A 24,305-nucleotide genomic window follows, 5' to 3' on the forward strand; every position below is an offset into this window, starting at 1 on the left:
TTGCTTTCATCGCTTCCGGTCACCTCATGCGATTCACCGCGCGGAACCGGTGCGCCCTGCCCGCGGAGACTCCGAGACCGGCGGCGCTCGCACCGTCGACGAAACGAATGAGGACCCCATGATCACGATCGATCGCACCCGCCTGGCCGAGATGTACGCCCGTGAGCAGGAGGCGTTCACCGCCGCCCGCCCGAAGTCGAAGGCCGCCTACGAGCGCGCCGAGCACCTCTTCGGCCGCGTGCCCATGACGTGGATGAACAAGAAGGCCGGCGGCTTCCCGATCTACCTCGACCGCGCGCACGGCAATCGCGTGTGGGACATCGACGGGCACGAGTACATCGACTTCGCGCTCGGCGACACCGGGTCGATGGCCGGGCACTCGAACCCCATCGTCGTCGAGGCGGTCACGCGACGCATGGGCGAGCTCGGCGGCCTGACGACGATGCTGCCGACGGAGGACGCCGAGTGGGTCGGCGCCGAGCTCTCGCGCCGCTTCACGATGGACCGCTGGAGCTTCTCACTGACGGCGACGGATGCGAATCGCTGGGCGATTCGTCTCGTGCGCGCGATCACCGGGAAGCCCAAGCTCGTCTTCCACTCGTACTGCTACCACGGATCGGTCGACGAGTCGCTCGTCGTCGTCGGGCCCGACGGCGAGAGCATGGCGCGCCCCGGCAACGTCGGCGCCCCCGTGCCCGTGACGGAGACCTCGCGCGCCGCCGAGTACAACGACCTGCCGGGCCTCGAGCGCGCCCTCGCGCACGGCGACGTCGCCGCGGTGCTCATCGAGCCCGCGCTCACCAACATCGGCATCGTGCTGCCCGAGCCCGGCTACCTCGAGGGCGTGCGCGAGCTCACCCGCAAGTACGACGCGCTGCTCATCATCGACGAGACGCACACCTTCTCGGCCGGGCCCGGGGGAATGACGACCGCCTACGACATCGAGCCTGACCTCGTCGTCATCGGCAAGGCGATCGGCGGGGGCATCCCGACGGGGGCCTACGGCCTATCCGCCGAGTTCGCCGAGCGCGCCCTTGCCCGCACCGACCTCGACCTCGTCGACATGGGCGGCGTCGGCGGAACCCTCGCCGGCAACCCGGTCTCGGTCGCGGCCATGCGCGCGACGCTCGAGCACGTGCTGACCGACGAGGCCTTCGCGCACATGATCGACACGGCGACGTACTTCACCGACGGGGTCAACGCGCTCTTCGACCGCTACGAGCTGCCGTGGGCGATCAACCAGCTCGGCGCGCGGGCCGAGTACCGCTTCGCGCGGCCCTACCCGCTCAACGGGACGCAGGCGGCGGAGGCCGCCGACGGCGAGCTCGAGGACATGATCCACCTGTACCTCGCCAACCGCGGCATCATGCTCACGCCGTTCCACAACATGGCGCTCATGGCGCCCATGACGAGCCGGGCAGACGTGGATGCGCACCACGCGGCGTTCGAGGAGTGCATCCGCGAGCTCGTGGCCGCGTAGCGCGCCGCGGCTCACGCCGAGTCGGTGTCGGCTCAGCGCCGAATGAGTCGAAAAGTCGCAGTTGAGCCCAGAATTTCGGGCTTGACTGCGACTTTCGGGCTCAACCACGGGCAGCACGGGCAGCGCGGGCAGCGGGGCGAGCTGCGACCCGGGTTACGCGGCCCCGTCGAACATGCTCGTGACAGACCCGTCGTCGAACACCTCGTGGATGGCCCGCGCGAGCAGCGGGGCGATCGGCAGGACGGTCAGGCGATCCCAGCGCTTGTCCTCCGGGATGGGCAGCGTGTCGGTCACGACGACCTGGTCGATCGCCTCCGCCTGCAGGATGTCGAAGGCGGGGTCGGAGAAGATCGCGTGGGTCGCGGCGACGACGACGCCGGTGGCGCCGTTCTTCTTGAGCGCCTCGGCGGCCTTCACGATCGTGCGGCCCGTGTCGATCATGTCGTCGACGAGGAGGCACACCTTGCCCGAGACGTCGCCGACGATCTCGTGGACCGAGACCTGGTTGGGCACGAGCGGGTCGCGGCGCTTGTGGATGATCGCGAGGGGCGCCCCGAGCTTGTCGCTCCAGATGTCGGCGACGCGCACGCGGCCCATGTCGGGCGAGACGACCGCGAGGGTCGAGGGGTCGAGCTTGGCGCGGAAGTGCTCGAGCAGCACGGGCATCGCGAACAGGTGGTCGACGGGCCCGTCGAAGAAGCCCTGGATCTGCGCGGCGTGCAGGTCGACGCTCATGATGCGGTCGGCGCCGGCGGCCTTGAACAGGTCGGCGATGAGGCGGGCCGAGATCGGCTCGCGGCCGCGCCCCTTCTTGTCCTGACGCGAGTACGGGTAGAAGGGCGCGACGACGGTGATGCGCTTGGCCGAGGCGCGCTTGAGGGCGTCGACCATGATGAGCTGCTCCATGAGCGCCTCGTTGATGGGGCGCGCGTGCGACTGGATGACGAAGGCGTCGCAGCCGCGGACGCTCTCGTCGAAGCGCGCATAGATCTCGCCGTTGGCGAAGGTGCGCGCGTCGGTGGGCAGGACCTCGGTCTCGAGCTCGGCCGCGACCTGCTCGGCGAGCTCGGGGTAGGCGCGCCCCGAGATGATGACGAGGCGCTTCTGGCCGGTGATCTTGATGCTGGCCACGAGTCCTCGGATTCTGCCGCCGCGGCGACGTTGCGATCGGTGTCGTTCTGCTGGAGCGCCGTGGGTGAGGGTGCTACTCGTCCGCTGCCGCGGCAGCCGCTTCGGCCGCCGCGGTGCCCGGCCGGTTCTTCTCCACCCAGCCGGCGAGGTTCCGCTGCGGAGCGACGTTCACAGCGAGCTCGCCCGGCCCGACATCCTTGCGGATGACCGTTCCGGCACCGGAGTACGCTCCGTCCCCAATCCTAACGGGGGCGACGAAGACGTTGTGCGAGCCGGTTCGAACGTGCGAACCCACCGCCGTCCTGTGCTTGTCGACCCCGTCGTAGTTCGCCGTGATGGTGCCCGCGCCGATGTTCGAGCCTTCGCCGACGGTCGTGTCGCCGATGTACGACAGGTGCGGCACCTTGCTGCCGGCGCCGAGCGTCGTGTTCTTCGTCTCGACGAACGTGCCGATCTTGCCCTTCTCGCCCACGACGGTGCCGGGGCGCAGGTAGGCGAAGGGCCCGACGGATGCTCCGGCCCCGATCACCGCGAGCGTCGCGTCGGTGCGGCTGACGCGCGCATCCGCCCCGACCTCGGTGTCGGTGAGCGTCGAGTCGGGGCCGACGACCGCTCCGGCCGCGATCGTCGTCGCGCCCTTCAGCTGCGTGCCGGGCAGCACCTCGCTGTCGGCCGCGAGCGCGACGGTGCGGTCGATCCACACCGAAGCGGGGTCGCTGATCGTGACGCCCGCGAGCTGCCAGCCGCGCACGATCATCTGGTTGAGACGCAGCGCCGCGTCGGCGAGCTGCACGCGGTCGTTGACGCCGGCGACGAGCCACGACTGGCCGGCGGGGAGCGCCGCGACGCCCTGCCCGTCGCCGCGCAGCAGGCCGATGACGTCGGTGAGGTACTTCTCCTGCGCCGCATTGTCGGTCGACACGAGCGCGAGCGATGAGCGGAGCGGGGCGACGCTGAAGACGTAGGTGCCCGAGTTGACTTCGGTGATGGCGCGCTCGTCGTCGGTGGCGTCCTTCTGCTCGACGATGCGGTCGAGGTCGCCGGTGGTCGAGCGCACGATGCGGCCGTACCCGGTGGCGTCGTCGAGCACGGCGCTCAGCACGGTCGCGGCCGCGGCGCGGCTCCGGTGCTCGGCGATGAGCTGGGCGAGCGTGTCGGCGTCGAGCAGGGGCACGTCGCCTGAGACGACGAGCACGTCGCCCGCGAAGTCGGCGGGCAGGGCATCCAGCGCCGCTTCGACGGCCCGGCCGGTTCCGGGGATCTCGTCCTGGTCGGCGATGAGCGCGTCGGCGTCGAGCTCGCTGATCGCGGCGGCGACCGTGTCGCGCTCGTGCCGCACGACGGCGACGACGTGGGCCGGGTCGAGCGCGCGGGCCGTCGCGAGCACGTGCCCGATGAGCGGAACGCCCGCGAGCCGGTGCAGCACCTTCGGCGTGCGCGACTTCATGCGGGTGCCCTGGCCGGCGGCGAGGACGATGACGGCGAGCTGCGGATCGGTCATCCGGCCATTCTTTCGCACAGCTCGCGCAGGGATCGCAGGTCGGCCGCGACGGCGGCCGCGTCGGCGTCGAATTCGGCGTCGGACATCCCGTCGCGCTGGAAGAGCGTGAAGACGACCTCGCTGCCGCCGTCGTTCGGCAGCACGCGCATCGCGTTGGTGACGACGGTGCCGTCGGGCATCGTGACGTCGTGATCGAGGATGCCCCGCTCGAGGTCGGTGCGGAACTCGACCCGCACCTCGCCCATCGGAGAGGTCGCGATCCACGCATCGCCCTCGCGGCGGATGCCGTCGGCGAGCCCCGCTGCCCACTCGGGCAGACTCAGCGGGTCGCGGGCGATGGCCATGACGACGGAGGGCGGACGGTCGATCGACTCGCTGATGTGCCGGGCTGTGAACATGGGGTCAGTCTGTCGGTCGACGGCGGAACGGTGCGATCAGCACTCCACGTAATTCACAGCGAGGCCGCCCTCGCTCGTCTCCTTGTACTTGCGCGACATGTCGTCACCCGTCTGGCGCATGGTCGCGACGACGGTGTCGAAGCTGATGAGGTGCGTGCCGTCGCCGTGCATGGCCATGCGCGCGGCTGCGACGGCCTTGCCCGCGCCGATCGCGTTGCGCTCGATGCACGGTAGCTGCACCAGCCCTGCGACGGGGTCGCACGTGAGGCCGAGCGAGTGCTCCATGGCGATCTCGGCGGCGTTCTCGATCTGCTCGTTGCTGCCGCCGAGCAGGTGAGTGAAGCCGGCGGCGGCCATCGAGGCGGCGGAGCCGACCTCGCCCTGGCAGCCGGCCTCGGCGCCCGAGATGCTCGCGTTGTTCTTGATGAGGGCGCCCATGGCTCCCGCGACGAGCAGGAAGTCCTCGGCGGCGGCATCCCGATCGGTGATCGGGAGAACGTCGAGCGCGTACCGCAGCACGGCCGGGATGATGCCCGCCGCCCCGTTCGTCGGAGCGGTGACGACGCGGCCGCCCGCGGCGTTCTCCTCGTTGACGGCGATCGCGTAAGCCTGCAGCCACTCGAGGGTGCAGTCGCGCGTGTGGGCCGCGTCGATGTCGCGCAGCTGGCCGGCCATGGCGGCGGCGCGGCGCGGCACGTTGAGGCCGCCGGGCAGGGTGCCGCGGGTCTCGAGCCCGGCGTCGATGCATGCGTTCATGGCGTGCCAGATGCGGCGCAGGGCGGTGCTCGACTCGTCGGGGGTGCGCAGCGCCTCCTCGTTGGCCCGCGCGAGCTGTGCGATCGTGAGGCCGTTCGCGCGGCACAGGCGCAGGAGCTCGGCGGCGGTGTCGTGCGGGTACGGGACTCGCGGGGTCGCGTCGTGCGCGTCGCCGGCGCGCGCGGAGGCGGGCGCGCTCTCCTGCTCGACGAAGCCTCCGCCGATCGAGTAGTAGGTCTCCTCCGCGACGACCGCGCCGGTGCTGTCGCGGGCGATGAGAGTGAGGGCGTTCGGATGCCGCGGCTTGAGCTCGCGCGGCGCGAAGATCAGCCAGCCCGCGTCGATCTCGATGTCGTGGCGGCCGTCGAGCATGAGGCGCCCCTCGGTGTCGGCGCGCTCGCGGACGGCGACGACGTCGTCGCGCACGACGTGCTCGACCTCGTGACCGGCGAGCCCGGCGAGCACGGCGTCGGGGGTTCCGTGGCCGACGCCCGTGGAGCCGAGCGAGCCGAAGAGCGTGCACTCGACGCTGCTCACCGTGGTGAGCTCGGCGTCGCTGAGCGCGCTCACGAACGCCTTCGCGGCGCGGAGCGGGCCGACCGTGTGCGAGCTCGAGGGGCCGATGCCGACGCGGAACAGGTCGTGCACCGAGATGAACTCGCGCTCGGCGAGCGGCAGGCTGACCGCGACGGGGATGCTCACGGGGGCTCCGATCGGTGGGGCCGGGTCACGGCCGAGGGGTGGAGCGACCCGTTCTGCTCGCGCTGCGCGGGTCGGCGGCGCGCGCGACGCCCCTCGTGCGGGCGTCGTCGAGCCGCGTCTCTATTGTGGCCCCGATCGTTCGGGGGCGCACGGCCCCGCGCAGGTGCGCACCGGGGCGCATCGCCGGGCGGCCGCGAGTTGTGATTAGAACAGCTCGGCGAACCCCATAGCGACGAGGTTATCGTACGAGGTCTGCAGGCACTCGAGCGGTGTGCGACCGTACTGGTCGTCCTGCTCGACGAGCAGGTAGCGAGCGCCGATCTGGATGCTCGTCTCGACGATCGACGGGAAGTCGAGGTTGCCCTCGCCGACCTCGGCGAACTGCACGACGCTGTTGAACGCGGTCATGAAGGCCGGGAAGTCGCCCGCGGCGAGCGCCTCGAACGCCGTCGGCGGCAGCGCGGCGATGCGGTAGTCCTTGAGGTGCACCATGGCGACACGGTCGCTGTACTTTAGCAGGTCGCGCACCGGGTCGTGGCCACCGCGCTGCACCCAGTGCACGTCGATCTCGAGGCCCATGAGCGGCGCCCGGTCGGCGATGATGTCGAGCAGGTAGCGCCCGTCGTACTTCATGTACTCGATGTGGTGGTTGTGGTAGTAGAGCGAGATGCCGTGCTCGGCGAGCTTCGCGGCGGCCTCGTTGCTCGCGTCGCAGAAGGCGACCACCTTGTCGAGCGAGGCCATCGCGTCGAAGGGCAGCATGCCGATGCGCACCATGTCGGTGCCGAGCGCCTTCGCGTCGGCGACGATCTTGTCGAGGTCGTTCTGCAGCGAGTCGCCGCCCGTCGGGCCGGGGGTGAGCGAGGCCGAGATCGCGGCGATCTCGATGCCGAGCTCGTCGCGCGCGCGGGCCAGCTCGGCGACGTTCTCGGCGGTCATCGGCACCTGCGAGATCTCGACCGCGCGGTAGCCGATCTCGCGCACTTTCTTCAGCGTCTCGAAGGGTCCATTCGCGGCGAACTCGTCCTTGAGCATCATTGCCTGCACGCCGATTCTGGCCATGGTCATCCTGCTTTCGTAGATGGGGTGGAGAGGGGCCGAGCGGCGCCGTGGTGTCGCGCCGATCGAGGTGCGAGGGCTACAGGTTCGTGCCGAAGGTGCCGCACCACACGTTGTCGTTGAACGTGCCGAGGAACGGCGAGGCGCCCGTGATCTTCTGCACGGCCGCGTGAATGGACTCGCGGCTCGGGTTGTGGGCGTGCACGACGGTCTTCACCATCGGCACGTCGATGAGGTGGTTGGGCTGGTTGAGCGAGATGAAGACGGTCGGCACCTCGGTCACGTACCAGGGGATCTCGGCCGCCATCGGCGTCGACCATTTGATGCGGATGCTCGCCTCCTGCGCGAAGCCCGCGACGTTCGCCACGATGACCGCGGCGTCGAACCGCTCGGCGTAGTGCCCGTTGGCCTCGTCGGCGAGCACGGTGTGGAAGTACACGCCCTCCTCGCCCTCGGCGATGCGCTGCTTCGCGTTCTTGAACACGTGCACCTCGAAGCCGGCCCTCTCAAGCTCGTCCTGCGCGATCGCGAGGTAGCCGTTCGGGTCGACACCGGTGAAGTCGGCATCGCCCGAGACGCCGTAGAGGCGAATGCGCTTGTGCGTCTCGGGGCGCAGCGGCAGAGTGCTCTGCGTGTCCTTCACGAGCGTGACGGTCTTGTCGGCGATCTCGGCGGCGACGGCGTGGTGCGCCTCGCTGCCGATGACGGTGAGCGCCTCGGGCGGCGGCACGAGCTCGTGCCGCGGAGTACGGTGCAGGCCGAGCGAGGCCTTGAGGCCGAGGATGCGCTCGAGCGCCTCCTGCAGGCGCTCCTCGGTGATGACACCAGAGCGGTAGCCCTCGAGCATGTACTGGAAGTCCTCGTCGGCGTTGCGGAAGAACAGGAACATGTCGCAGCCGGCGGCGATCGCCGCGGGCACGAGGTCGCGGCGCTTCATCGCCTGCGTCATGCCGACCATCATCGACGCGTCGGTGAGGATCACGCCGTTGAAGCCGAGCTCGCCGCGCAGCAGGTCCTGCAGCAGCTCGGGAGCGAGGCTCGCGGGCAGAATCTGCTCATCGCGAATGCCCGGGCGGAACCTGCGCGACAGTGCCGGAGCCCCGATGTGCCCGACCATGATGGACTGCACGCCGTGGCCGATCATCTCGCGGAACACGCGCCCGAACGACGCCTCCCACTCCTCCACCGTCTGCGTGTTGTAGGTCATGACGACGTGCTGGTCGCGCTCATCGACGCCGTCGCCGGGGAAGTGCTTGATCGCCGCGACGGTGTTCGACTCGCTGAGGCCGTCGAAGTACTCCTTGGCCCGCTCGATGACGACGTCGGGGGCGCTGCCGAAAGCTCGGGTGCTGATGACCGTGTTGCGCCAGTTGTAGTGGATATCCACGATCGGCGCGAAGGCCCAGTTGCAGCCCATCGCGGCGGTCTCGACACCGGCGACGCGCCCCATCGCGCGAGCGACGCTCTTATCGGGGGTCGAGCCGGCCTGCAGATGCGTGCTCACGAGCGTGCCGTCGTCGGCGCTGCCGAAACCGCCCATCTCGGGGTTCGAGGCGACGAGCAGCGGCACCTTCGAGCGGTTCTGCGCGTACCGGATGTGCTCCTGCACGGTCGCCGAATCGGCGCCCATGTAGCGGATGCCCCCCACGTGATACCCGTCGAGGATCCCGTCGAGGTACTCCGGGTCGAAGCGGGTGTTGAGGTTGATGAAGAGCTGGCCGATCTTCTCCTCGATCGTGAGGGATTCGATCGTCTCGTGCACCCAGCGAACGCCTTCGTCGTCGAGATGGAAGGGCTGCGCCGCAAGGTTCACCATGCGACCATGTCACACCTTTTCGCCCGTCTTGTCAATCGGTTGCCAAGCGGCTATCGTGAAGCCGCCGACGCGAGCGCGCTCGGCCGCTCCCAACGACGCGATTCGACGAAGGCGTGACCCACGTGGCCTCTCAGCACCCTGTCTCCTGGACCCTCTCGGGCTTCGGCGACGAGATCGATCCGGACCCGGCCGTGCAGGTCGCCGTGCTCAAGGCGCTCGGCGCCCAGCACATCGAAGTGCGCAGCGCGTGGGGCACGAACGTCGTCGACCTCGATAACGACCAACTCGGGAAGCTGCGCGCGCTCCTCGTCGACCAGCAGATGAGTGTCTCGGCCGTTGCCTCCCCCATCGGCAAGGTCGACGTCACGCTCGACGCCGAGCTCGAGGTCGCCCGCCTGCGCCGCATAATCCGCGTCGCCGACGTGCTGCAGGCGCCGTACATCCGCATCTTCTCGTTCTTCCGGGGCGAGGGCGTCGCAGTCGAGAGCATCCGTGATGACGTCATGGTGCGCATGCGCCTGCTCGCCGAGGAGGCCGAGAAGGCCGGCGTCGTGCTCGTGCACGAGAACGAGAAGGGCGTCTACGGCGACGTGCCCGAGCGCGTGCTCGACATCGTCGAGTCGGTCGGCTCGAGCGCCCTGCGCCTCGCGTGGGACAACGCGAACTTCGTGCAGGTCGGCGTGCGCCCCTTCGATGAGGGATACGCGATGCTGCGCCCGCACCTGGAGTACCTGCAGGTGAAAGACGCCGTCGCCGCGACCGGTGCAGTCGTGCCCGCGGGCCACGGCGACGGCCAGCTGCTCGAGACCCTCACGGCCCTGCGCGACGACGGATACACGGGCTTCGCCTCGCTCGAGCCGCACCTCGCGAGCGCCCACGAACTCGGCGGCTTCTCGGGCCCGACCGCCTTCGGCGAGGCCGCTCGCGCGTTCGCCGACCTGCTGCGCGAGCTCGGCGTCGACACCCGATGAGCTGCTTGACCGCGGCGTCCGGGGAGACGGGTGCGCGCCGCCCGCTCCGCGTCGCGGTCATCGGCTGCGGCGACATCTCGGCGCTGCACTTCGACGCGCTCACCGGCCTCGACGGCGTCGCGCTCGTCGCCGTGTGCGACACCGACCCCGGGCGCCTCGCGGCCACGGTCGCCGAGCAGGGAGTGCCCGGGTTCGCCTCGGTCGCCGAGCTGCTCGACGCGGCATCGACGGACGCGATGCCGCTCGACGCGGTGCACGTCACGACTCCGCACCAGGAGCACGCGAGCGTCGCGATCGCGGCGCTCGAGCGGGGCATCCACGTCCTGCTCGAGAAGCCGCTGGCGCATTCGAGGGCGGATGCTGCGCTCCTGCTCGCGGCCGCCGAGGCCAGCACCGCCACCCTCGGGGTGTGCTTCCAGAACCGGTACAACACGCCCGTGCAGGCTGCGAAGGCCATCCTCGACTCGGGCGAGCTCGGCGCGATCCGCGGCATCGCGGCGACCGTGCTCTGGCACCGCGCGCCCGGCTACTACCGCGACCGCCCGTGGCGCGGGCAGTGGGCGACGGGCGGCGGCGGGCTGCTCATGAACCAGGCGATCCACACGCTCGACCTCGTGCAGTGGTTCGGCGGGCCGGTCGTTCAGGCTCAGGGCCACGCGACCACGCGCGCGCTCGCCGACGTCATCGAGGTGGAGGACACCGCCGAGGTCGCGCTCGTGCACGAGAACGGTGCGCGCAGCGTGCTCTACGCGACGCTCGCCCACTCGACGAACCTGCCCGTGACGATCGACGTCGAGCTCGAGCGCGGCTCGCTCAGCATCCGCGGTGCGCTCACCGTGACGCGCGCCGACGGCTCGACGGAGGTCGTCGAGGAGCGGGGCGCCGCCGAGGGCGCGCGCTCGTACTGGGGCGTGTCGCACGAGCTGCTCATCGCCGACTTCTATCGCGGCCTCGAGTCGAGCATCCCCTTCTGGATCGACGGCCGTGAGGCGCTGACGAGCCTCGAGATCATCCAGAAGGTCTACGACCAGACCTACCCGGAGCGCGGCGCGCTCCCCTCGCGCTGACCCATCCGCTGACACCACCACCGGCAATCTGAAGGAACAGGACACATGGCAGAGACAGTTCGACTCGGCATCATCGGCCTCGGCGCCCAGGGCGGCATGTACGCCAAGTTCATCGCGGACGGCCTCGTGCCGAGCATGACCGTCGCGGCGATCGCCGACACCGACGAGGCCGTGCGCACGAAGGCCGCGGGCCTCTACCCCGGGGCGGCGATCTTCGACGACTACATCGCGATGCTCTCCAGCGGCACCGTCGACGCGATCATCACGTGCGTGCCGCACTTCCTGCACCCCGAGATGGCGATCGAGGCGCTCAACCGCGACATCCACGTGCTCGTCGAGAAGCCGGCCGGCGTCTACACGAAGCAGGTCTCCGAGCTGAATCGCGTCGCCGCGAGCAAGCCCGAGCTGACCTTCGGCATCATGTTCAACCAGCGCAACAACCCGCTCTACATCCGCCTGAAGGAGATCGTCGACGCCGGCGAGATCGGCGAGATCCGCCGCTCGAACTGGATCATCACCAACTGGTGGCGCCCGCAGGGCTACTACGACCAGAGCGCGTGGCGTGCGACGTGGGGCGGCGAGGGCGGCGGCGTGCTCGTCAACCAGGCTCCGCATCAGCTCGACCTGTGGCAGTGGATATGCGGCGTGCCGCAGTCGGTCTACTCGAAGGTCGCCTACGGCTTCCGCCGCGACATCGCCGTCGAGGACGAGGTGACCGCGGTCGCCGACTACGGCAACGGCGTCACGGGCGTGTTCGTCACGGCGACGCACGACATCGTGGGCACCGACCGCTTCGAGATCCTCGGCGACCAGGGCAAGATCGTCGTCGAGAACAGCAAGACGGCGACGGTCACGCGCCTGAAGAAGCCCGAGCGCGAGCTCAGCGACTCGATGACCATGGACGACGTCATGAAGCTCTTCATGGGCCAGCTCAACGCCGCCGACCTCTACGAGACCGAGGTCATCGAGTTCGACTCCCCATGGGGCCTGCAGCACTCGGGCGTGCTCGAGAACTTCGCGCAGAACATCCTCACCGGCACGCCGCTCCTCGCCCCCGGCTCCGACGGAATGAAGGGCGTCCGCCTCGCCAACGCCATCCACCTGTCGAGCTGGACGGGCGCCGAGGTCTCGCTCGACTTCGACGAGGACGAATTCCTGGGGATGCTCAACGAGCGCATCCGCGGCGAGGGCAGGTTCGCCGAGCGCGCGTAGTCGGAGTTGCACGGCGGCCCCGGTTGCTCCCTCGCGGGGACGGCCGGGGCCGTTTGCGTGTGTGCCATGCGTGGCACATACGCCACCTGGCGCGACCCGCCGCGGAGACTGCGTCGATGATGACGGCTACAGCTCGATCGGTCTTCCGGGCTCGCGGTCGGCGGTACCGAAATGCTGGCCTCCCCTGGGGTGGTGTAGTTCTCGGCTGACGACCTGCTTGCCTTCACCGGGTTCCCGCAGAAGCACTGGCGGCAGATCTGGTCCACCAACCCCCTCGAGCGGGTGAACAAGGAGATCAAGCGCCGCACCGACGTTGTCGGTGTGTTCCTGAATCCTGCCGCGCTGCTTCGACTGGCTGGCGCCGTGCTGGTCGAGCACCACGACGAGTGGGAAGCCGGGTCGAGAAACCCCACCGTTCACCGGGACGTGGCCGCCACTTCTCGAGGTTTCCATTACTCGGCGCGCCCGGTTACCAGAATCGCTCCAAGCTCCGCCTCCAGGATTCGAACCTGGGCCTAACAGCTCCAAAGGCTGTCGTGCTGCCGTTACACCAAGGCGGATCGCGCCACACGGGCGCGGGGCAAGTCTGCCAGACGAGCCCGTGCGACCCGCGGGCGGCGGGCGCGCGCCGAGCATCCGGCGCCGTCGGCAGGCGACCGAGACGCGACGCGACCGGCGCACATGAGGTGCCCGCGATAATGAACGCATGACCGCCCCCGCTGATGACGTCGACCGCATCGTCGACGCGTGGCAGCGCGAGCGGCCCGACCTCGACTTCTCTCCGCTGCACGTGCTGTCGCGGCTCGGCCGCGTCGCCAAGCACCTGGATCGGGCGCGGAAGGCGGCGTTCGCGGCATCCGCGCTCGAGAGCTGGGAGTTCGACGTGCTCGCGGCCCTGCGCCGCGCCGGCTCCCCCTACGAGCTCAGCCCCACCTCGCTGCTGCGCCAGACCCTCGTCTCGAGCGGAACCATGACCAACCGCATCGACCGGCTGACCGCGCGCGGTCTCGTCGAACGGCGGACGGACCCGAACGACGGCCGCGGCATCCTGGTGCGGATGACCGAGTCGGGCCGCGAGCGCGTCGACCACGCGATCGCCGAACTCGTCGTCGCCGAGCGCGAGCTGCTCAGCGGCCTCACCCGCGCCGACCAGGAGCGGCTCGCGAGCCTGCTGCGGACGCTCGGGGCCGACTTCGAAGGGACGATCTAGAACCTTCAGCGTTGGCCGATGCCTGCCTACCCGACCAGCGGCAGCACGAACGACAGCACGACCGCGATCACTCCGACCGCCGTCAGGATGCCGCCGAGCGCCAGCAGCGCGCGCCCGTCGTGGGCCGGCGAGTCGAGGCGGGCGTTCTCGGGGCGGGAGGGGTGCACCCAGACGGTGCGGGCATCCCCCACCGCCGGAATCGGCCCCGTGAGGGGCGAGACGGTCTCGTGCACGTCGCCTCCGTCGCCGAACCAGCGCAGCTTCGCGTCGCGCTCGTCGACGTTCGTGATGACCGCCTTCGCCGAGCGGTAGCGGCTCGACCACGCCCGGCGCGACAGCCCGATGATGAGCAGCACGATGCCGCTCGGCAGCAGCAGCCACGACACGGCCTCGGCGACGATCGCGATGGCGTCGAGGGGGTCGGTCATGTGCTCATCGTAGGGCCGAACCCCGGCGACGCGGGCCGGTTGACGTGCCGGGCGACCGTTCAGCGGCGCGCTCACCGCGGAGCCATGCGCACCGCGCCGTCGAGCCTGATCACCTCGCCGTTGAGCATCGGGTTCTCGACGATGTGCTGCACGAGCGCGGCGTACTCCTCGGGCTTGCCGAGACGGTGCGGGTGCAGGGTCTGCTCCTCGAGCGAGGCGAGCGCCTCCTCGGGCAGCATCTCGGCCATCGGCGTGCGGAACAGGCTCGGCGCGATCGCCATGACCCGGATGCGGTGCTCGGCCAGGTCGCGCGCGAGCGGCAGCGTGAGGCCCACGATCGCACCCTTCGACGCCGAGTAGGCGGCCTGACCGACCTGCCCGTCGAACGCGGCGACCGAGGCGGTCATGACGATGACGCCGCGCTCCTCGTCGACCTCCGCGCCGGCGACGCCGTCGACCGCGCCCGTCTCGACCATGCGCGCCGCAGCGAGACTCACGACCGTGAACGTTCCGGTGAGGTTGATGTCGACCACCTGCCGGAACACGTCGAGCGGAAACGGCCCCTTGCGCCCCACGACGCGCGCCCCGCGCACGATACCCGCGCACGCCACGACGACGTCGAGCCGCCCGAGCTCGCTCGCCGCATCGATCGCGGCCTGCACCTGATCGGCGTCGGTCACGTCGGTCGGCACGAAGACGGCGCGGTCGCCCCACTCGTCGGCGAGCGCGGCTCCCGGTGACTGGGGCAGGTCGGCGATGACGACCGAGCTGCCCGCGGCGAGCATCCGCTCAGCCGTCGCCCGGCCCAGCCCCGAAGCGCCACCGGTGATGAGAGCGGTGCGGCCGGTGATGTGCATGGATGTCCTCCGAGAGCTCTTCCGAGCGCCGACGACGATGACGGCGCGGCTTCCATGCCTACCACGGGGGTGCGCCGCGTAGGGTTCTTCTGCACCCGCCGCCGTCGACTGGAGTCACGCATGAGCACCGTCCCGTTCCGCATCGGCTACAAGGCCTCGAGCGAGCAGTTCGCTCCGCGCGAGCTGCTCGACTACGGCGTGCTCGCCGAGCAGGCCGGCTTCGAGTCGGTCTTCATCAGCGACCACCTGCAGCCGTGGAAGCACACCGACGGCCACGCCCCCGCCGCGATCGCCTGGCTCGGAGCCCTCGGCGCGAAGACCGAGCGCATCGTCATGGGCACCTCGGTGCTGACGCCGACGTTCCGGCACCACCCGGCGATGGTCGCGCAGGCGTTCGGCACGCTCGGGCAGCTGTTCCCGGGCCGCGTTATCCTCGGCGTCGGCACGGGCGAGTCGCTCAACGAGGCCCCGCTCGGCTTCGTGTGGCCCGACATCAAGGAGCGCTTCGCCCGCCTCAAGGAGGCCGTGCAGCTCATCGAGCGCCTCTGGGAGGAGGAGCGCGTGACCCACGAGGGCCCTCACTACCGCACCGACAACGTCACGATCTACGACCGGCCCGAGGTGAAGGTGCCGATCTACATCGGCGCATCCGGCCCGGCCGCGACGCGCCTAGCGGGCCGCATCGCCGACGGCTACATCACGACCTCCGGCAAGCCGCGCGAGCTCTACACCGAGAACCTCCTCCCCGCCTTCCGCGAGGGGCTCGAGAAGGGGTCGCGGCTTCCCGGCAGCGTCGACACCCTCATCGAGATGAAGGTCTCGTTCGACACCGACCGCCAGCGCGCCATGGAGGACACCCGCCACTGGGCGGCCCTCGCCCTGAGCGGGGACGAGAAGATGGGCGTCGAGGATCCGCGCGAGATGGAGCGCCTCGCCGACGCCCTGCCGCTCGAGCGCGCCGCCTCGCGATGGATCGTCTCGACCGACCCCGACGAGCACGTCGGCCGCGTCATGGAGTACGTGCGCATGGGCTTCCGACACCTGGTCTTCCACGCGCCGGGCCCCGACCAGGCACGGTTCCTCGAGCTGTACGGCTCGGAGGTCGTGCCGCGCCTGCGGGCCGCGGTCGCCGAGTTCGACGCGCAGGGGTAATCGCCGTGCCGTTCTGGAGCAAGAAGGAGTCCGGCGACCTCACCCTGCCGAAGGGCGACCGCGGCAAGGGGTCCTTCGACGACTACGCCTACGACCTGCTGCCGAAGAACCGGGATGTCACGATGCGGCTCGCCGACGCGACCCCGCATCAGGACGAGATCGCGCAGCTCGCCGACGCCGAGGCCGACTCGCTGTTCACGGCGACCCCGGCGCGCTCGCTCGATCAAGAACGAGTGGATGCTCCCATCGAGGTGCGCGTCTTCTCGGGCCGCCGCGTCTCGGGTGTCGTGGGCGTCGTGCCGCGCGGGCTCGAGAGCGTCTTCGACGAGGCGGTGCGCCGACTGGACGGCCGCGGAGACAAGCCGCGCATCCCGGTCGCCGTCGTGCAGACGAAGCAGGGCTGGCGCGTCGACCTGCTCATGGGCCGGACGAAGTAGGTCTGTTCGGCTGCCGACCCGCCGCCGCGCACGAGTGCGCCGGTTTGTGACAGTTGAGGCCGAACTTTCGGGCTCAACTGCGACAAAGCGACGCACCGGCGAGAAGCGGTGCGCGAGGCGGGTCCGGGCGCGAGGCGCGCGCCCTACCCCTGACGACCCTTGAACCGCGGGTTGAGCTTGTTGATGACGAACACCTTGCCCCGGCGGCGGACGACCTGCGCCCCCGGCTGCTTCTTGAGCGACTTGATCGATGCGCGGACCTTCATGGTCGAGCCTCCTTATTGAGAACGATTACTATTAAGTCCACCGTAGTCGACCTCGAGAGGACGCCCCCATGCAACCCGTCGATGTGATCGCCGTGGTCGGCGCCTGCGCCGCCGAGCGCGCCGCCTATGCCCAGCGGCTCGCGAGCGCGACCGGGCGCGGCATCCTCCGCGCCGCTCGACTGTCGAGCGAGGATGACCCGCTCACCGCAGCGGCGGACCTCGCGCCCGGCATGGCCACGCGCTCCGGCCTCGTCATCGAGTTGCCCGCCGAGACCGCGGCCCACGACCTGCTCGGAGCGCTCGCAACCGCTGACGCGAGCACGCGGCTCATGGGCCTCGTGTGCGTCGCCGACGCCGCACACCTGCTGCGCGATCTTCAGCGCGACGACTACATCGCGCGGCCCGCGCGCGAGCATCCGCACCCCGACGCCGATGCTGACGCCGACGCCGGTGGCGACGACGAGGCGGGGCACGGCGCACCCGGCCGCATCGAGCACACCGCGCGCGCGCAGCTCGCCGTCACGCAGCTGGAGTTCGCGTCGTCGATCGTGCTCGTCAACTGGTCGGCCCTGAGCACTCCCGAGCTCGCGACGACGATGGCGCTCGTCGCGCACCTGAGCCCGCGCGCGCGACTGCGGCTCGACCGGCGCGACCTCGACGTGCGCACGCTCCTCTTCGCGCACAGCCCCGCGCACGACGGCGCCGGCTGGGTGCGGCTGCTCAACGGGGCCTTCGACCCGCACATGACCGACCGGCGCGTGAGCGCCCTGCACTGGGAGCAGGCGCGCCCGCTGCACCCCGAGCGCCTGCAGCGCCTGCTCGACGACCGCGTCGAGCCGGGCGAGCTCGGCACGATCGTGCGCTCAGCCGGGTTCTGCCGCTTCGCGACGCGCCCCGGCATCACCGCCCTCTGGGATCACGTCGGCCGCACCATCAGCCTCGCGCCGCTCGCCCACGACGGCACGCTCTCGCCCGACGACGAGCCGCTCGCGCTCGGGCAGGACCTCGCGATCATCGGCCTCGACCTCGACCACGCCGGCCTGCGCGCCGCGTTCGACGCCGCCGCGCTGACCGACGACGAGCTGCTCGCCGGCCCCGAGACGTGGGCGGGCTTCCGCGACCCGTTCCCGGTCTGGCCGGCCGCGATGCGCGAGTAGGCGCCCGCGCCCCGGCCACGATTGAGCCGCTTCGTCGCGATTGAGCCCGAACTTTCGCACTCACTTGTGACGAACGCGCTCAATCGCGGGTCTCCGCGGTCGGGGCGGCGCGGGGGTGGGCGGGTCGCGCCCAGGCTCAGCCGAGCAGCTCGCCGAGCTCCAGCCAGCGCGTCTCGAGCGCGTCGCGCTGCTCCTCGAGCCCGCGCACCCGCTCGTGCAGCGCGCCTGCACCTGAGTAGTCGCTCGTGTCGTGCTCGGCGAGCGCGACGTGCAGGCGGTCGATCTCTCCCTGCAGCTTCGCGATGCGGCGCTCGATCGAGGCGAGCTCCTTCTCGGCGGTGCGGCGCTCGGCTCCCCCGACCTTGAGGGCCGGAGGGGCCGCCGCAGTCGAGCCACCGCCACCCGACGACGAGGCACCGGATGCCCCGCCCGCGCTCGTGACGGACGCGACCGTCGCGCGCCCGGCATCCGACACCGACCCGGCCGAGGCCGCGGCGAACCGCAGGTACTCGTCGACGCCGCCCGGCAGGTGCCGCAGGCGGCCGACGCCGTCGGAGCCCGGCAGCACCGCGAACTGCTGGTCGGTCACGCGTTCGAGCAGGTAGCGGTCGTGCGACACGACGATGAGCGTGCCCGGCCACGAGTCGAGGAGGTCCTCGATCGCGGCGAGCATGTCGGTGTCCATGTCGTTGGTCGGCTCGTCCATGATGAGCACATTCGGCTCGTCGAGCAGGATGAGCAGCAGCTGCAGGCGGCGCTTCTGGCCACCGGAGAGGTCTTTGATCGGCGTCGAGAGCTGCGCCGAGGTGAAACCGAGCCGCTCGAGCAGCTGGCCCGGGGTGAGCTCCTTGTCGCCGGCGACGTAGGACGTGCGCTTGGTCGCGATGACGGCCGAGACGCGCTCGTGCTCGACGGCGCTCAGGTCGCCGAGCTGCTGGTCGAGGGTCGCGACGACGACCGTCTTGCCTCGCTTCACGCGCCCCGTCGTCGGGGCGAGCGAGCCGTCGATGAGCTTGAGCAGCGTCGACTTGCCTGCGCCGTTGACGCCGAGGACGCCCGTGCGCTCTCCGGGCGCGATGCGCCACTCGATGTCGTGCAGGATCTCCCGATCGCCGTACGCCACCGACACGTCGAGCAGGTCGATGACGTCCTTGCCGAGGCGCGAGGTCGCCATCTGCGCGAGCTCGATCGGGTTGCGCAGCTCGGGAACGTCGGCGATGAGCGCGTTCGCCGCCTCGATGCGGAACTTCGGCTTCGCCGTGCGGGCCGGAGCGCCGCGGCGCAGCCACGCGAGCTCCTTCTTCATGAGGTTCTGCCGCTTGGACTCCATGGTCGCGGCCTGACGGTCGCGCTCCATGCGCTGCAGCACGTACGCCGCGTATCCGCCCTCGAACGGCTCGACGATGCGGTCGTGCACCTCCCACGTGTCGAGGCTCACCTCGTCGAGGAACCACCGGTCGTGCGTCACGACCAGCAGCGCCCCCTGGCCGGTCGCCCAGCGGCGCTTGAGGTGCCCGGCGAGCCACGCGACGCCGCCGATGTCGAGGTGGTTGGTGGGCTCGTCGAGCACCACGATGTCCCACTCCTGGCTCAGCAGCGCGGCGAGCGCGACGCGGCGCCGCTGGCCGCCGCTGAGGTCGTCGACGAGCGTGTCGCCGGGGATGTCCGCGATGAGCCCCGCGAGCACGTCGCGAACGTTGCGATCGCCCGCCCATTCGTGCTCGGGCCGCCCGCCCACGACCGTGTCGAGCACCGTGCGGCCCGTCGCCAGATCGTCGCCCTGGTCGAGCATCCCGAGGGTGACGCCGCGGCGGCGCGTGACGCGACCGCCGTCGGGCTCCTGCTTGCCGGCGAGGATGCGCAGCAGTGTCGACTTGCCGTCGCCGTTGCGGCCGACGACGCCGATGCGGTCGCCGTCGCCGATGCCGACCGTCACCCCGTCGAGCACGACGCGGGTGGGGTATTCGACGCGGAGCTGCTCGGCTCCCAGCAGGTGGGCCACCCGTCGAGCCTACGGCGCGCGGCGGGGGCCTCCATACCCGGCAGAATGGGGGCATGTCTTCGACCGATGGTCCCGCCGTGCCCGCCGACGACGAGCAGGCGTCCTCGCTCGACAACCCCGCCGTGCGGGCGCGCATCCGCCGCGTCCTGCCGTGGACCCTCGTTCTCGCCGCGGGCATCATCCTGCTCGATCAAGGCACCAAGTTCTGGGCCGAGGCCGAGCTCGAGCTCGGCGTCGGCGTGCCGGTGATCGGCGAGCTCATTCAGTGGCGGCTCGTCTACAATCCGGGCGCCGCGTTCGGCATCGGCGGCGACTACACGTGGATCCTGTCGGTCGTCGCGGCGATAGCCGTCGTCGGGCTGGCGATCTTCGTCACGCGGCTGTCGAGCGTCCGGTGGGCGATCGCGGTCGGAGCGCTCTTCGGCGGGGCGATCAGCCACTTGGGCGACCGGCTCTTCCGTGAGCCGGGCTTCGCCCGCGGCGAGATCGTCGACTTCATCGACTACGCGGGCTACTTCGTCGGCAACGTCGCCGACATCGCGCTCGTGCTCGGCGCAGTCGCCGTGGTGATCCTGAGTCTTGCGGGCGTCAACCCGCGGCGACCCGAGCCCCGTGAACCGGACCCGTCGCACGGATGACCGTGTGACGCCCCGCGCTCAGCTCGACCTGGAGCTCGAGCGCGGCGTCGGCGTCGGCGGCGAGGAAGGCGACGGTCGGGCCCGAGCCTGACACGATCCCGGCGAGGGCTCCGGCCTTCTCGCCCGCCTCGAGCGTGCGGGCGAGCGCCGGCTCGAGGTGCAGCGCGGGAGCCTGCAGGTCGTTGTGGAGGTACTCGGCGAGCTGGTGCGGATCGCCCGCGCGCAGCGCCTGCAGCACCTCGATGTCGACGGTGGGCTGCTCGGGCGCGGGGGCGATGTCGTGCACGTGCCGTTCGCGGTGGCGGTCGAGCTCGGCGTAGACCTCGGGGGTCGACAGCCCCGACTCGGCGAGCGCGAGGACCCAGTGGAAGGTGCCCTGCGCGAGCGCGGGAGAGAGGGCGTCGCCTCGACCCGTGCCGACGGCGGTGCCGCCCATGAGTGCGAACGGCACGTCGGCGCCGAGCTCGGCGGCGAGCGAATGCAGCTCCTCCCGCCCGAGGCCCGTGCCCCACAAGTGGTCGCACGCGAGCAGCGTCGCCGCGGCGTCGGCCGAGCCTCCGCCCATACCGCCGGCGATGGGGACGTTCTTCTCGATGTCGAGGTGCACCCCGCCTCGGTAGTCGGCGACACGGGCGAGCAGGCGGGCGGCGCGGATCGCGAGGTTCGTGCCGTCGGTCGCGAGGCCGCTCGCGTCGATCGAGCCGGAGAAGGTGACCGAGAAGTCGTCGGCGGGCCGCGCGTAGACCTCCTCGTAGAGCGAGATGGCCTGGTAGGCGGTGGCGACGTCGTGGTAGCCGTCGTCCATGAGGACGCCGACCTTCATGAAGACGTTGATCTTCCCGGGCGCTCGCACGTGCACGACGCGCGAGGCTCCCGTTGCGACCATGACAACACCCTAGGGGAGGTCGGCGGGGCGCCCGCCGCGCTCATCCCCGCGTGCGCGCCACTACCCTGGGCCTGCCATGCAGTGCTCCTACTTCGACGCCGGACTGTGCCGCTCGTGCACGCTCATGGGAACGCCGTACACGGAGCAGCTGGCAGTCAAGGAGGCGACCGCGCGCACTCTGCTGGCCGCGCATCCGGACGCCTCCTGGCTGCCCGCGATCGCGAGCGAGGAGTCGGGCTTCCGCGCGAAGGCGAAGATGGTCGTGGGGGGCTCGAGCGCCACGCCGACCCTCGGAATCCTCGACGGGCGCGGCCGGGGCATTGATCTGCGCGCCTGCGGGATCATCGCGCCGGGCATCCGCGCCGTGTTCGACCAGCTCGCCGAGGCGATCACGCGGGCGGGGCTCGAGCCGTATGACGTGCCGTCGCGGGCGGGCGAGCTCAAGTACCTCATCGTGACCGAGTCGGCCGACGGCGAGCTCATGGTGCGCTTCGTGGTGCGGTCGCGCGCGTCGGTCTCCGCCGTGCAGGCGGTCGTCCCCTGGCTCGTGGATGCTCTGCCGCAGCTCGCCGTCGTCTCGGTCAATCTGCACCCCGAGCACAAGGCCGTCGTCGAGGGAGCCGAGGAGTTCGTTCTCACGCCGCGGTCGACGCTGCCGATGCGCGTGGGCGACGCGACGCTGCAGGTGCGGCCGCAGAGCTTCGTGCAGACGAACACGGCGATCGCCTCGGCGCTGTACCGCCAGGGCCGCGAGTGGATCGACGCGGCTGGCCCGTCGTCGGTCTGGGATCTCTACTGCGGCGTCGGCGGGTTCGCCCTCCACGCGGCGGCGCCGGGTCGGCAGGTGCTCGGCGTCGAGCTCTCCTCCGATGCCGTGGCGAGCGCACGCATCGCCGCCGAGGGGATGCCCGGGGTGCGCTTCGAGGTCGGCGACGCGACGAGCGCGGTCGCGTCCGCGGGTGCCCCGCCCGACCTCGTCGTCGTCAACCCGCCGCGCCGCGGGCTCGGCGAGCCCCTGTCGGCGTGGCTCGAGGAGTCGGGCGTGCCGACGGTCATCTACTCGAGCTGCAACGCCGCGTCGCTCGCGCGCGACCTCGAGTCGATGCCGTCGTACCGGGTCGTCGAGGCGCGGCTGTTCGACATGTTCCCGCAGTCGACGCACTCGGAGGTCATCGTGCTGCTCGAGCGGATGCCCGCCCGCTGAGCTCGCGGCGAGCCGGCTCGCCGGACAACCAGCCCGCGATCGCGCACAGACCGTTGTTAAGGAGTGACGTAATCCGACTTCGAGGGTTGGGGCGGCGCGGCCAGGCTGCCCTCTCAGCCGTGCACGCGCGCGAGGGCCAGGAACTCCTGCATGACGAGCTGCTCTCCGCGCGCGGTCGGGTCGAGCCCCGCCGCCTCGAGCGCGGCCGTCGCCGCCGCGGATGAGCCGAAGAGCTCCGCGAGCGCCTGCCGCAGCATCTTGCGCCGCTGACCGAACGCCGCGTCGACGAGGGCGAACATGCGCAGGCGCTCCGCCTCCGAACCGGGAGGAGCAGTGCGCGCCTTCATGCCGACGAGCACGCTGTCGACGTTCGGCACCGGCCAGAACACCTGCCGGCTCACCACTCCCTCGAGCCCCCAGGCCCCGTACCAGGCCGCCTTCACGCTCGGGCTCCCGTAGATCTTCGAGCCCGGGCCCGCGGCGAGCCGCTGCCCGACCTCCGCCTGCACCATGACGAGCGTGCGCGTGATCGACGGGAAGCGCGCGAGCAGGTGCAGCAGCACCGGCACCGAGATGTTGTACGGCAGGTTCGCGACGAGCGACGTCGGCTCCCCGAACACATCAGGCAGCGACGTGACGCGCAGCGCGTCGGCGTGCACGACCTCGAGGCGCGCCGTCGGCTGCAGCTCGGCGACTGTGAGCGGCAGCTGGGCGGCGAGCCGGGCATCCAGCTCGACCGCGACGACCGAATGCCCCGCCTCGAGCAGCCCGAGCGTCAGGCTGCCGAGCCCCGGCCCCACCTCGAGCACCGTCGAGCCCGGCGGCAGCGCAGCCGTCGAGACGATGCGGCGGACGGTGTTGGCGTCGTGCACGAAGTTCTGCCCGAGCTTCTTCGTCGGCGTGACATCGAGCAGCGCGGCGAGGTCGCGCACCTCAGCAGGGCCCAGGAGCCCCGCCACTCAGGCCCCGCCCTGCTCGGTCGTCAGATCGTCGGCGCGGCCCGGCAGGGCGTCTCGCTCGGGGTGCTCGGCGTCGGGGCGATCGGCCCACGGGTCGCCGGGGGCGGTGACCGGCTCGGCGTCCCACGTGCCGTACACCTGCTCGGTGTTGGAGCTGATCTGCGCCGCGAGCATCGACGCGTCGGTGCCGAGGTGGTCGGCCATCGCGCGGAGCGTCCACGGCAGCAGGTACGGCGAGTTCGGGCGGCCGCGGAAGGGGTGCGGCGTCAGGAACGGCGCATCCGTCTCGACGAGCAGCAGGGCCCGCGGCAGTACGTCGAGCGCGTCGCGCAGGTTGCGCGCTGTCTTGAACGTCGCCGTGCCCGCGAACGACGCGTACCAGCCGTTCTCCGCGAGGATCGACGCGAGCTCGACGTCGCCGCTGAAGCAGTGGAACACCGTGCGCTCGGGAGCGCCCACGCGGCGCAGCGTCGCGACGACGTCGTCGTGCGCGTCGCGGTCGTGGATCTGCAGCGCGAGGCCGTGCTTCTTCGCGATGCGGATGTGCTCCTCGAAGGAGCGCAGCTGGGCGGCGCGTCTGCTCTCGGACGTCGCGCGGTGATAGTCGAGCCCGGTCTCGCCGACGGCGACCACGCGGGGTTGCGCGGCGAGCTCGTCGATGACCGCGAGAGCGGCATCCAGCTCGCCCGCCTCATCGAGCGCCGCGGCCTCGTTGGGGTGGATGGCGACAGCGGCCAGCACGCGCGGCTCGCGCGCCGCGATCGCCGCCGACCAGCGCGAGGTCTGAACGTCGGTGCCGACCTGCACGACACCACGCACACCGACGGCCGAAGCGCGATCGAGGTGCTCCCGGTAGTGCATGGGGCTCTCGCCGTCGGCGATCTCGAGGTGCGTGTGGTTGTCGTACACGGGCACGACGAGCGCCTCGGGGCTCGGCGGGTAGCTGAGGTCTCGCGACGAGTCCTCCATCGCGGCGCGGGAGCGCACGTGCGGTGTCATCTCGTCGGTCATGTCGC

The 24,305-nt window shown here is 71.0% G+C and carries 23 protein-coding genes, 1 tRNA gene and 1 pseudogene; 11 read left to right on the top strand and 14 right to left on the bottom strand.

Translation table 11 applies throughout. The annotated features are described in order from the left end of the window. The first annotated feature begins 118 nt into the window (after positions 1-118). Positions 119-1,480 carry a transaminase gene (locus FHX53_RS07520; RefSeq protein WP_182490740.1) on the top strand — a complete coding sequence of 454 codons (1,362 nt, stop codon included), beginning with the start codon at positions 119-121 and terminating at the stop codon, positions 1,478-1,480. Between the two features lie 153 nt (positions 1,481-1,633). Here FHX53_RS07520 and FHX53_RS07525 read toward each other — a convergent pair whose 3' ends face one another. From FHX53_RS07525 to FHX53_RS07550, 6 genes are all read right to left on the bottom strand, one after another. Next, entirely contained in the window at positions 1,634-2,611 is a 978-nt protein-coding gene (locus FHX53_RS07525) for a ribose-phosphate diphosphokinase (protein WP_182490741.1), read from the bottom strand. A 73-nt stretch (positions 2,612-2,684) separates the two neighbouring features. Further along, a complete protein-coding gene (gene glmU, locus FHX53_RS07530) occupies positions 2,685-4,112 on the bottom strand; it encodes a bifunctional UDP-N-acetylglucosamine diphosphorylase/glucosamine-1-phosphate N-acetyltransferase GlmU (protein WP_182490742.1) in 1,428 nt (475 codons plus the stop codon). Continuing rightward, positions 4,109-4,510, bottom strand: coding sequence for an SRPBCC family protein (locus tag FHX53_RS07535; RefSeq protein WP_182490743.1), 402 nt, complete (start codon positions 4,508-4,510; stop codon positions 4,109-4,111). Before FHX53_RS07535 ends, glmU begins: the two co-directional genes overlap by 4 nt. A gap of 36 nt (positions 4,511-4,546) precedes the next feature. Beyond that, positions 4,547-5,968, bottom strand: coding sequence for an L-serine ammonia-lyase (locus FHX53_RS07540; RefSeq protein ID WP_343050900.1), 1,422 nt, complete (start codon positions 5,966-5,968; stop codon positions 4,547-4,549). A 204-nt stretch (positions 5,969-6,172) separates the two neighbouring features. Beyond that, complete coding sequence (locus FHX53_RS07545; protein WP_246335562.1) at positions 6,173-7,036, bottom strand: sugar phosphate isomerase/epimerase family protein; 864 nt, start codon at positions 7,034-7,036, stop codon at positions 6,173-6,175. A gap of 70 nt (positions 7,037-7,106) precedes the next feature. Continuing rightward, positions 7,107-8,843: a glycoside hydrolase family 3 protein gene (locus FHX53_RS07550; RefSeq protein ID WP_182490744.1), complete on the bottom strand. Its 1,737-nt coding sequence runs from the start codon at positions 8,841-8,843 to the stop codon at positions 7,107-7,109. Positions 8,844-8,965: 122 nt separating this feature from the next. Here FHX53_RS07550 and FHX53_RS07555 point away from each other — a divergent pair, with 122 nt between their 5' ends. The 4 genes and pseudogenes from FHX53_RS07555 to FHX53_RS14165 form a co-directional block, all read left to right on the top strand. After that, positions 8,966-9,814, top strand: coding sequence for a sugar phosphate isomerase/epimerase family protein (locus tag FHX53_RS07555; RefSeq protein ID WP_343050902.1), 849 nt, complete (start codon positions 8,966-8,968; stop codon positions 9,812-9,814). Between the two features lie 5 nt (positions 9,815-9,819). After that, positions 9,820-10,881 carry a Gfo/Idh/MocA family protein gene (locus tag FHX53_RS07560; protein WP_246335563.1) on the top strand — a complete coding sequence of 354 codons (1,062 nt, stop codon included), beginning with the start codon at positions 9,820-9,822 and terminating at the stop codon, positions 10,879-10,881. Between the two features lie 45 nt (positions 10,882-10,926). Beyond that, positions 10,927-12,093, top strand: coding sequence for a Gfo/Idh/MocA family protein (locus FHX53_RS07565; RefSeq protein WP_182490747.1), 1,167 nt, complete (start codon positions 10,927-10,929; stop codon positions 12,091-12,093). 210 nt (positions 12,094-12,303) lie between these two features. After that, positions 12,304-12,612: pseudogene (locus FHX53_RS14165) on the top strand (transposase); the annotation flags it as partial. Here FHX53_RS14165 and FHX53_RS07575 read toward each other — a convergent pair. Beyond that, a tRNA-Gln gene (locus tag FHX53_RS07575) sits at positions 12,582-12,653 on the bottom strand. The pseudogene FHX53_RS14165 and the gene FHX53_RS07575 sit on opposite strands and share 31 nt — an antisense overlap. A gap of 146 nt (positions 12,654-12,799) precedes the next feature. Here FHX53_RS07575 and FHX53_RS07580 point away from each other — a divergent pair. Then, the gene (locus FHX53_RS07580; protein WP_182490748.1) at positions 12,800-13,303 is read left to right on the top strand and encodes a MarR family winged helix-turn-helix transcriptional regulator; all 504 of its coding nucleotides are present in this window, start codon (positions 12,800-12,802) and stop codon (positions 13,301-13,303) included. Between the two features lie 26 nt (positions 13,304-13,329). Here FHX53_RS07580 and FHX53_RS07585 read toward each other — a convergent pair whose 3' ends face one another. Together FHX53_RS07585 and FHX53_RS07590 are read right to left on the bottom strand one after the other, a co-directional pair. Continuing rightward, positions 13,330-13,731 carry a hypothetical protein gene (locus FHX53_RS07585; protein WP_182490749.1) on the bottom strand — a complete coding sequence of 134 codons (402 nt, stop codon included), beginning with the start codon at positions 13,729-13,731 and terminating at the stop codon, positions 13,330-13,332. A gap of 71 nt (positions 13,732-13,802) precedes the next feature. Further along, on the bottom strand, positions 13,803-14,588 hold the full coding sequence (locus tag FHX53_RS07590) for an SDR family NAD(P)-dependent oxidoreductase (RefSeq protein WP_182490750.1): 786 nt from the start codon (positions 14,586-14,588) through the stop codon (positions 13,803-13,805). Between the two features lie 120 nt (positions 14,589-14,708). Between FHX53_RS07590 and fgd the strand changes: the two genes are divergently transcribed. Next, complete coding sequence (gene fgd / locus FHX53_RS07595; RefSeq protein ID WP_182490751.1) at positions 14,709-15,740, top strand: glucose-6-phosphate dehydrogenase (coenzyme-F420); 1,032 nt, start codon at positions 14,709-14,711, stop codon at positions 15,738-15,740. Positions 15,741-15,745: 5 nt separating this feature from the next. Next, positions 15,746-16,177 carry a hypothetical protein gene (locus FHX53_RS07600; RefSeq protein ID WP_182490752.1) on the top strand — a complete coding sequence of 144 codons (432 nt, stop codon included), beginning with the start codon at positions 15,746-15,748 and terminating at the stop codon, positions 16,175-16,177. Positions 16,178-16,320: 143 nt separating this feature from the next. On the opposite strand, the gene ykgO is transcribed toward FHX53_RS07600, so the two are convergent. Next, entirely contained in the window at positions 16,321-16,443 is a 123-nt protein-coding gene (gene ykgO, locus FHX53_RS07605; protein WP_056226526.1) for a type B 50S ribosomal protein L36, read from the bottom strand. A gap of 68 nt (positions 16,444-16,511) precedes the next feature. Between ykgO and FHX53_RS07610 the strand changes: the two genes are divergently transcribed. Further along, positions 16,512-17,600: a GTP-binding protein gene (locus FHX53_RS07610; RefSeq protein ID WP_182490753.1), complete on the top strand. Its 1,089-nt coding sequence runs from the start codon at positions 16,512-16,514 to the stop codon at positions 17,598-17,600. A 136-nt stretch (positions 17,601-17,736) separates the two neighbouring features. Here the strand turns inward: FHX53_RS07610 and FHX53_RS07615 are convergent, their stop codons facing one another. Continuing rightward, complete coding sequence (locus FHX53_RS07615; protein WP_182490754.1) at positions 17,737-19,602, bottom strand: ATP-binding cassette domain-containing protein; 1,866 nt, start codon at positions 19,600-19,602, stop codon at positions 17,737-17,739. 53 nt (positions 19,603-19,655) lie between these two features. Between FHX53_RS07615 and FHX53_RS07620 the strand changes: the two genes are divergently transcribed. Beyond that, entirely contained in the window at positions 19,656-20,240 is a 585-nt protein-coding gene (locus FHX53_RS07620) for a signal peptidase II (protein ID WP_182490755.1), read from the top strand. Here FHX53_RS07620 and FHX53_RS07625 read toward each other — a convergent pair. After that, on the bottom strand, positions 20,191-21,126 hold the full coding sequence (locus FHX53_RS07625; protein WP_182490756.1) for a 4-(cytidine 5'-diphospho)-2-C-methyl-D-erythritol kinase: 936 nt from the start codon (positions 21,124-21,126) through the stop codon (positions 20,191-20,193). The two genes, FHX53_RS07620 and FHX53_RS07625, sit on opposite strands and share 50 nt — an antisense overlap. Positions 21,127-21,202: 76 nt before the next feature. Between FHX53_RS07625 and rlmC the strand changes: the two genes are divergently transcribed. Then, entirely contained in the window at positions 21,203-22,330 is a 1,128-nt protein-coding gene (gene rlmC, locus FHX53_RS07630; RefSeq protein WP_182490757.1) for a 23S rRNA (uracil(747)-C(5))-methyltransferase RlmC, read from the top strand. 113 nt (positions 22,331-22,443) lie between these two features. Here rlmC and rsmA read toward each other — a convergent pair whose 3' ends face one another. Both rsmA and FHX53_RS07640 read right to left on the bottom strand, forming a co-directional pair. After that, a complete protein-coding gene (rsmA, locus tag FHX53_RS07635; RefSeq protein ID WP_182490758.1) occupies positions 22,444-23,289 on the bottom strand; it encodes a 16S rRNA (adenine(1518)-N(6)/adenine(1519)-N(6))-dimethyltransferase RsmA in 846 nt (281 codons plus the stop codon). Further along, complete coding sequence (locus FHX53_RS07640) at positions 23,290-24,300, bottom strand: TatD family hydrolase (RefSeq protein ID WP_182490759.1); 1,011 nt, start codon at positions 24,298-24,300, stop codon at positions 23,290-23,292. It abuts the gene before it with no gap. Positions 24,301-24,305: the final 5 nt, after the last annotated feature.

The sequence above is a fragment of the Microcella alkalica genome, from assembly GCF_014137945.1.
Classification (GTDB): Bacteria; Actinomycetota; Actinomycetes; order Actinomycetales; family Microbacteriaceae; genus Microcella; species Microcella alkalica.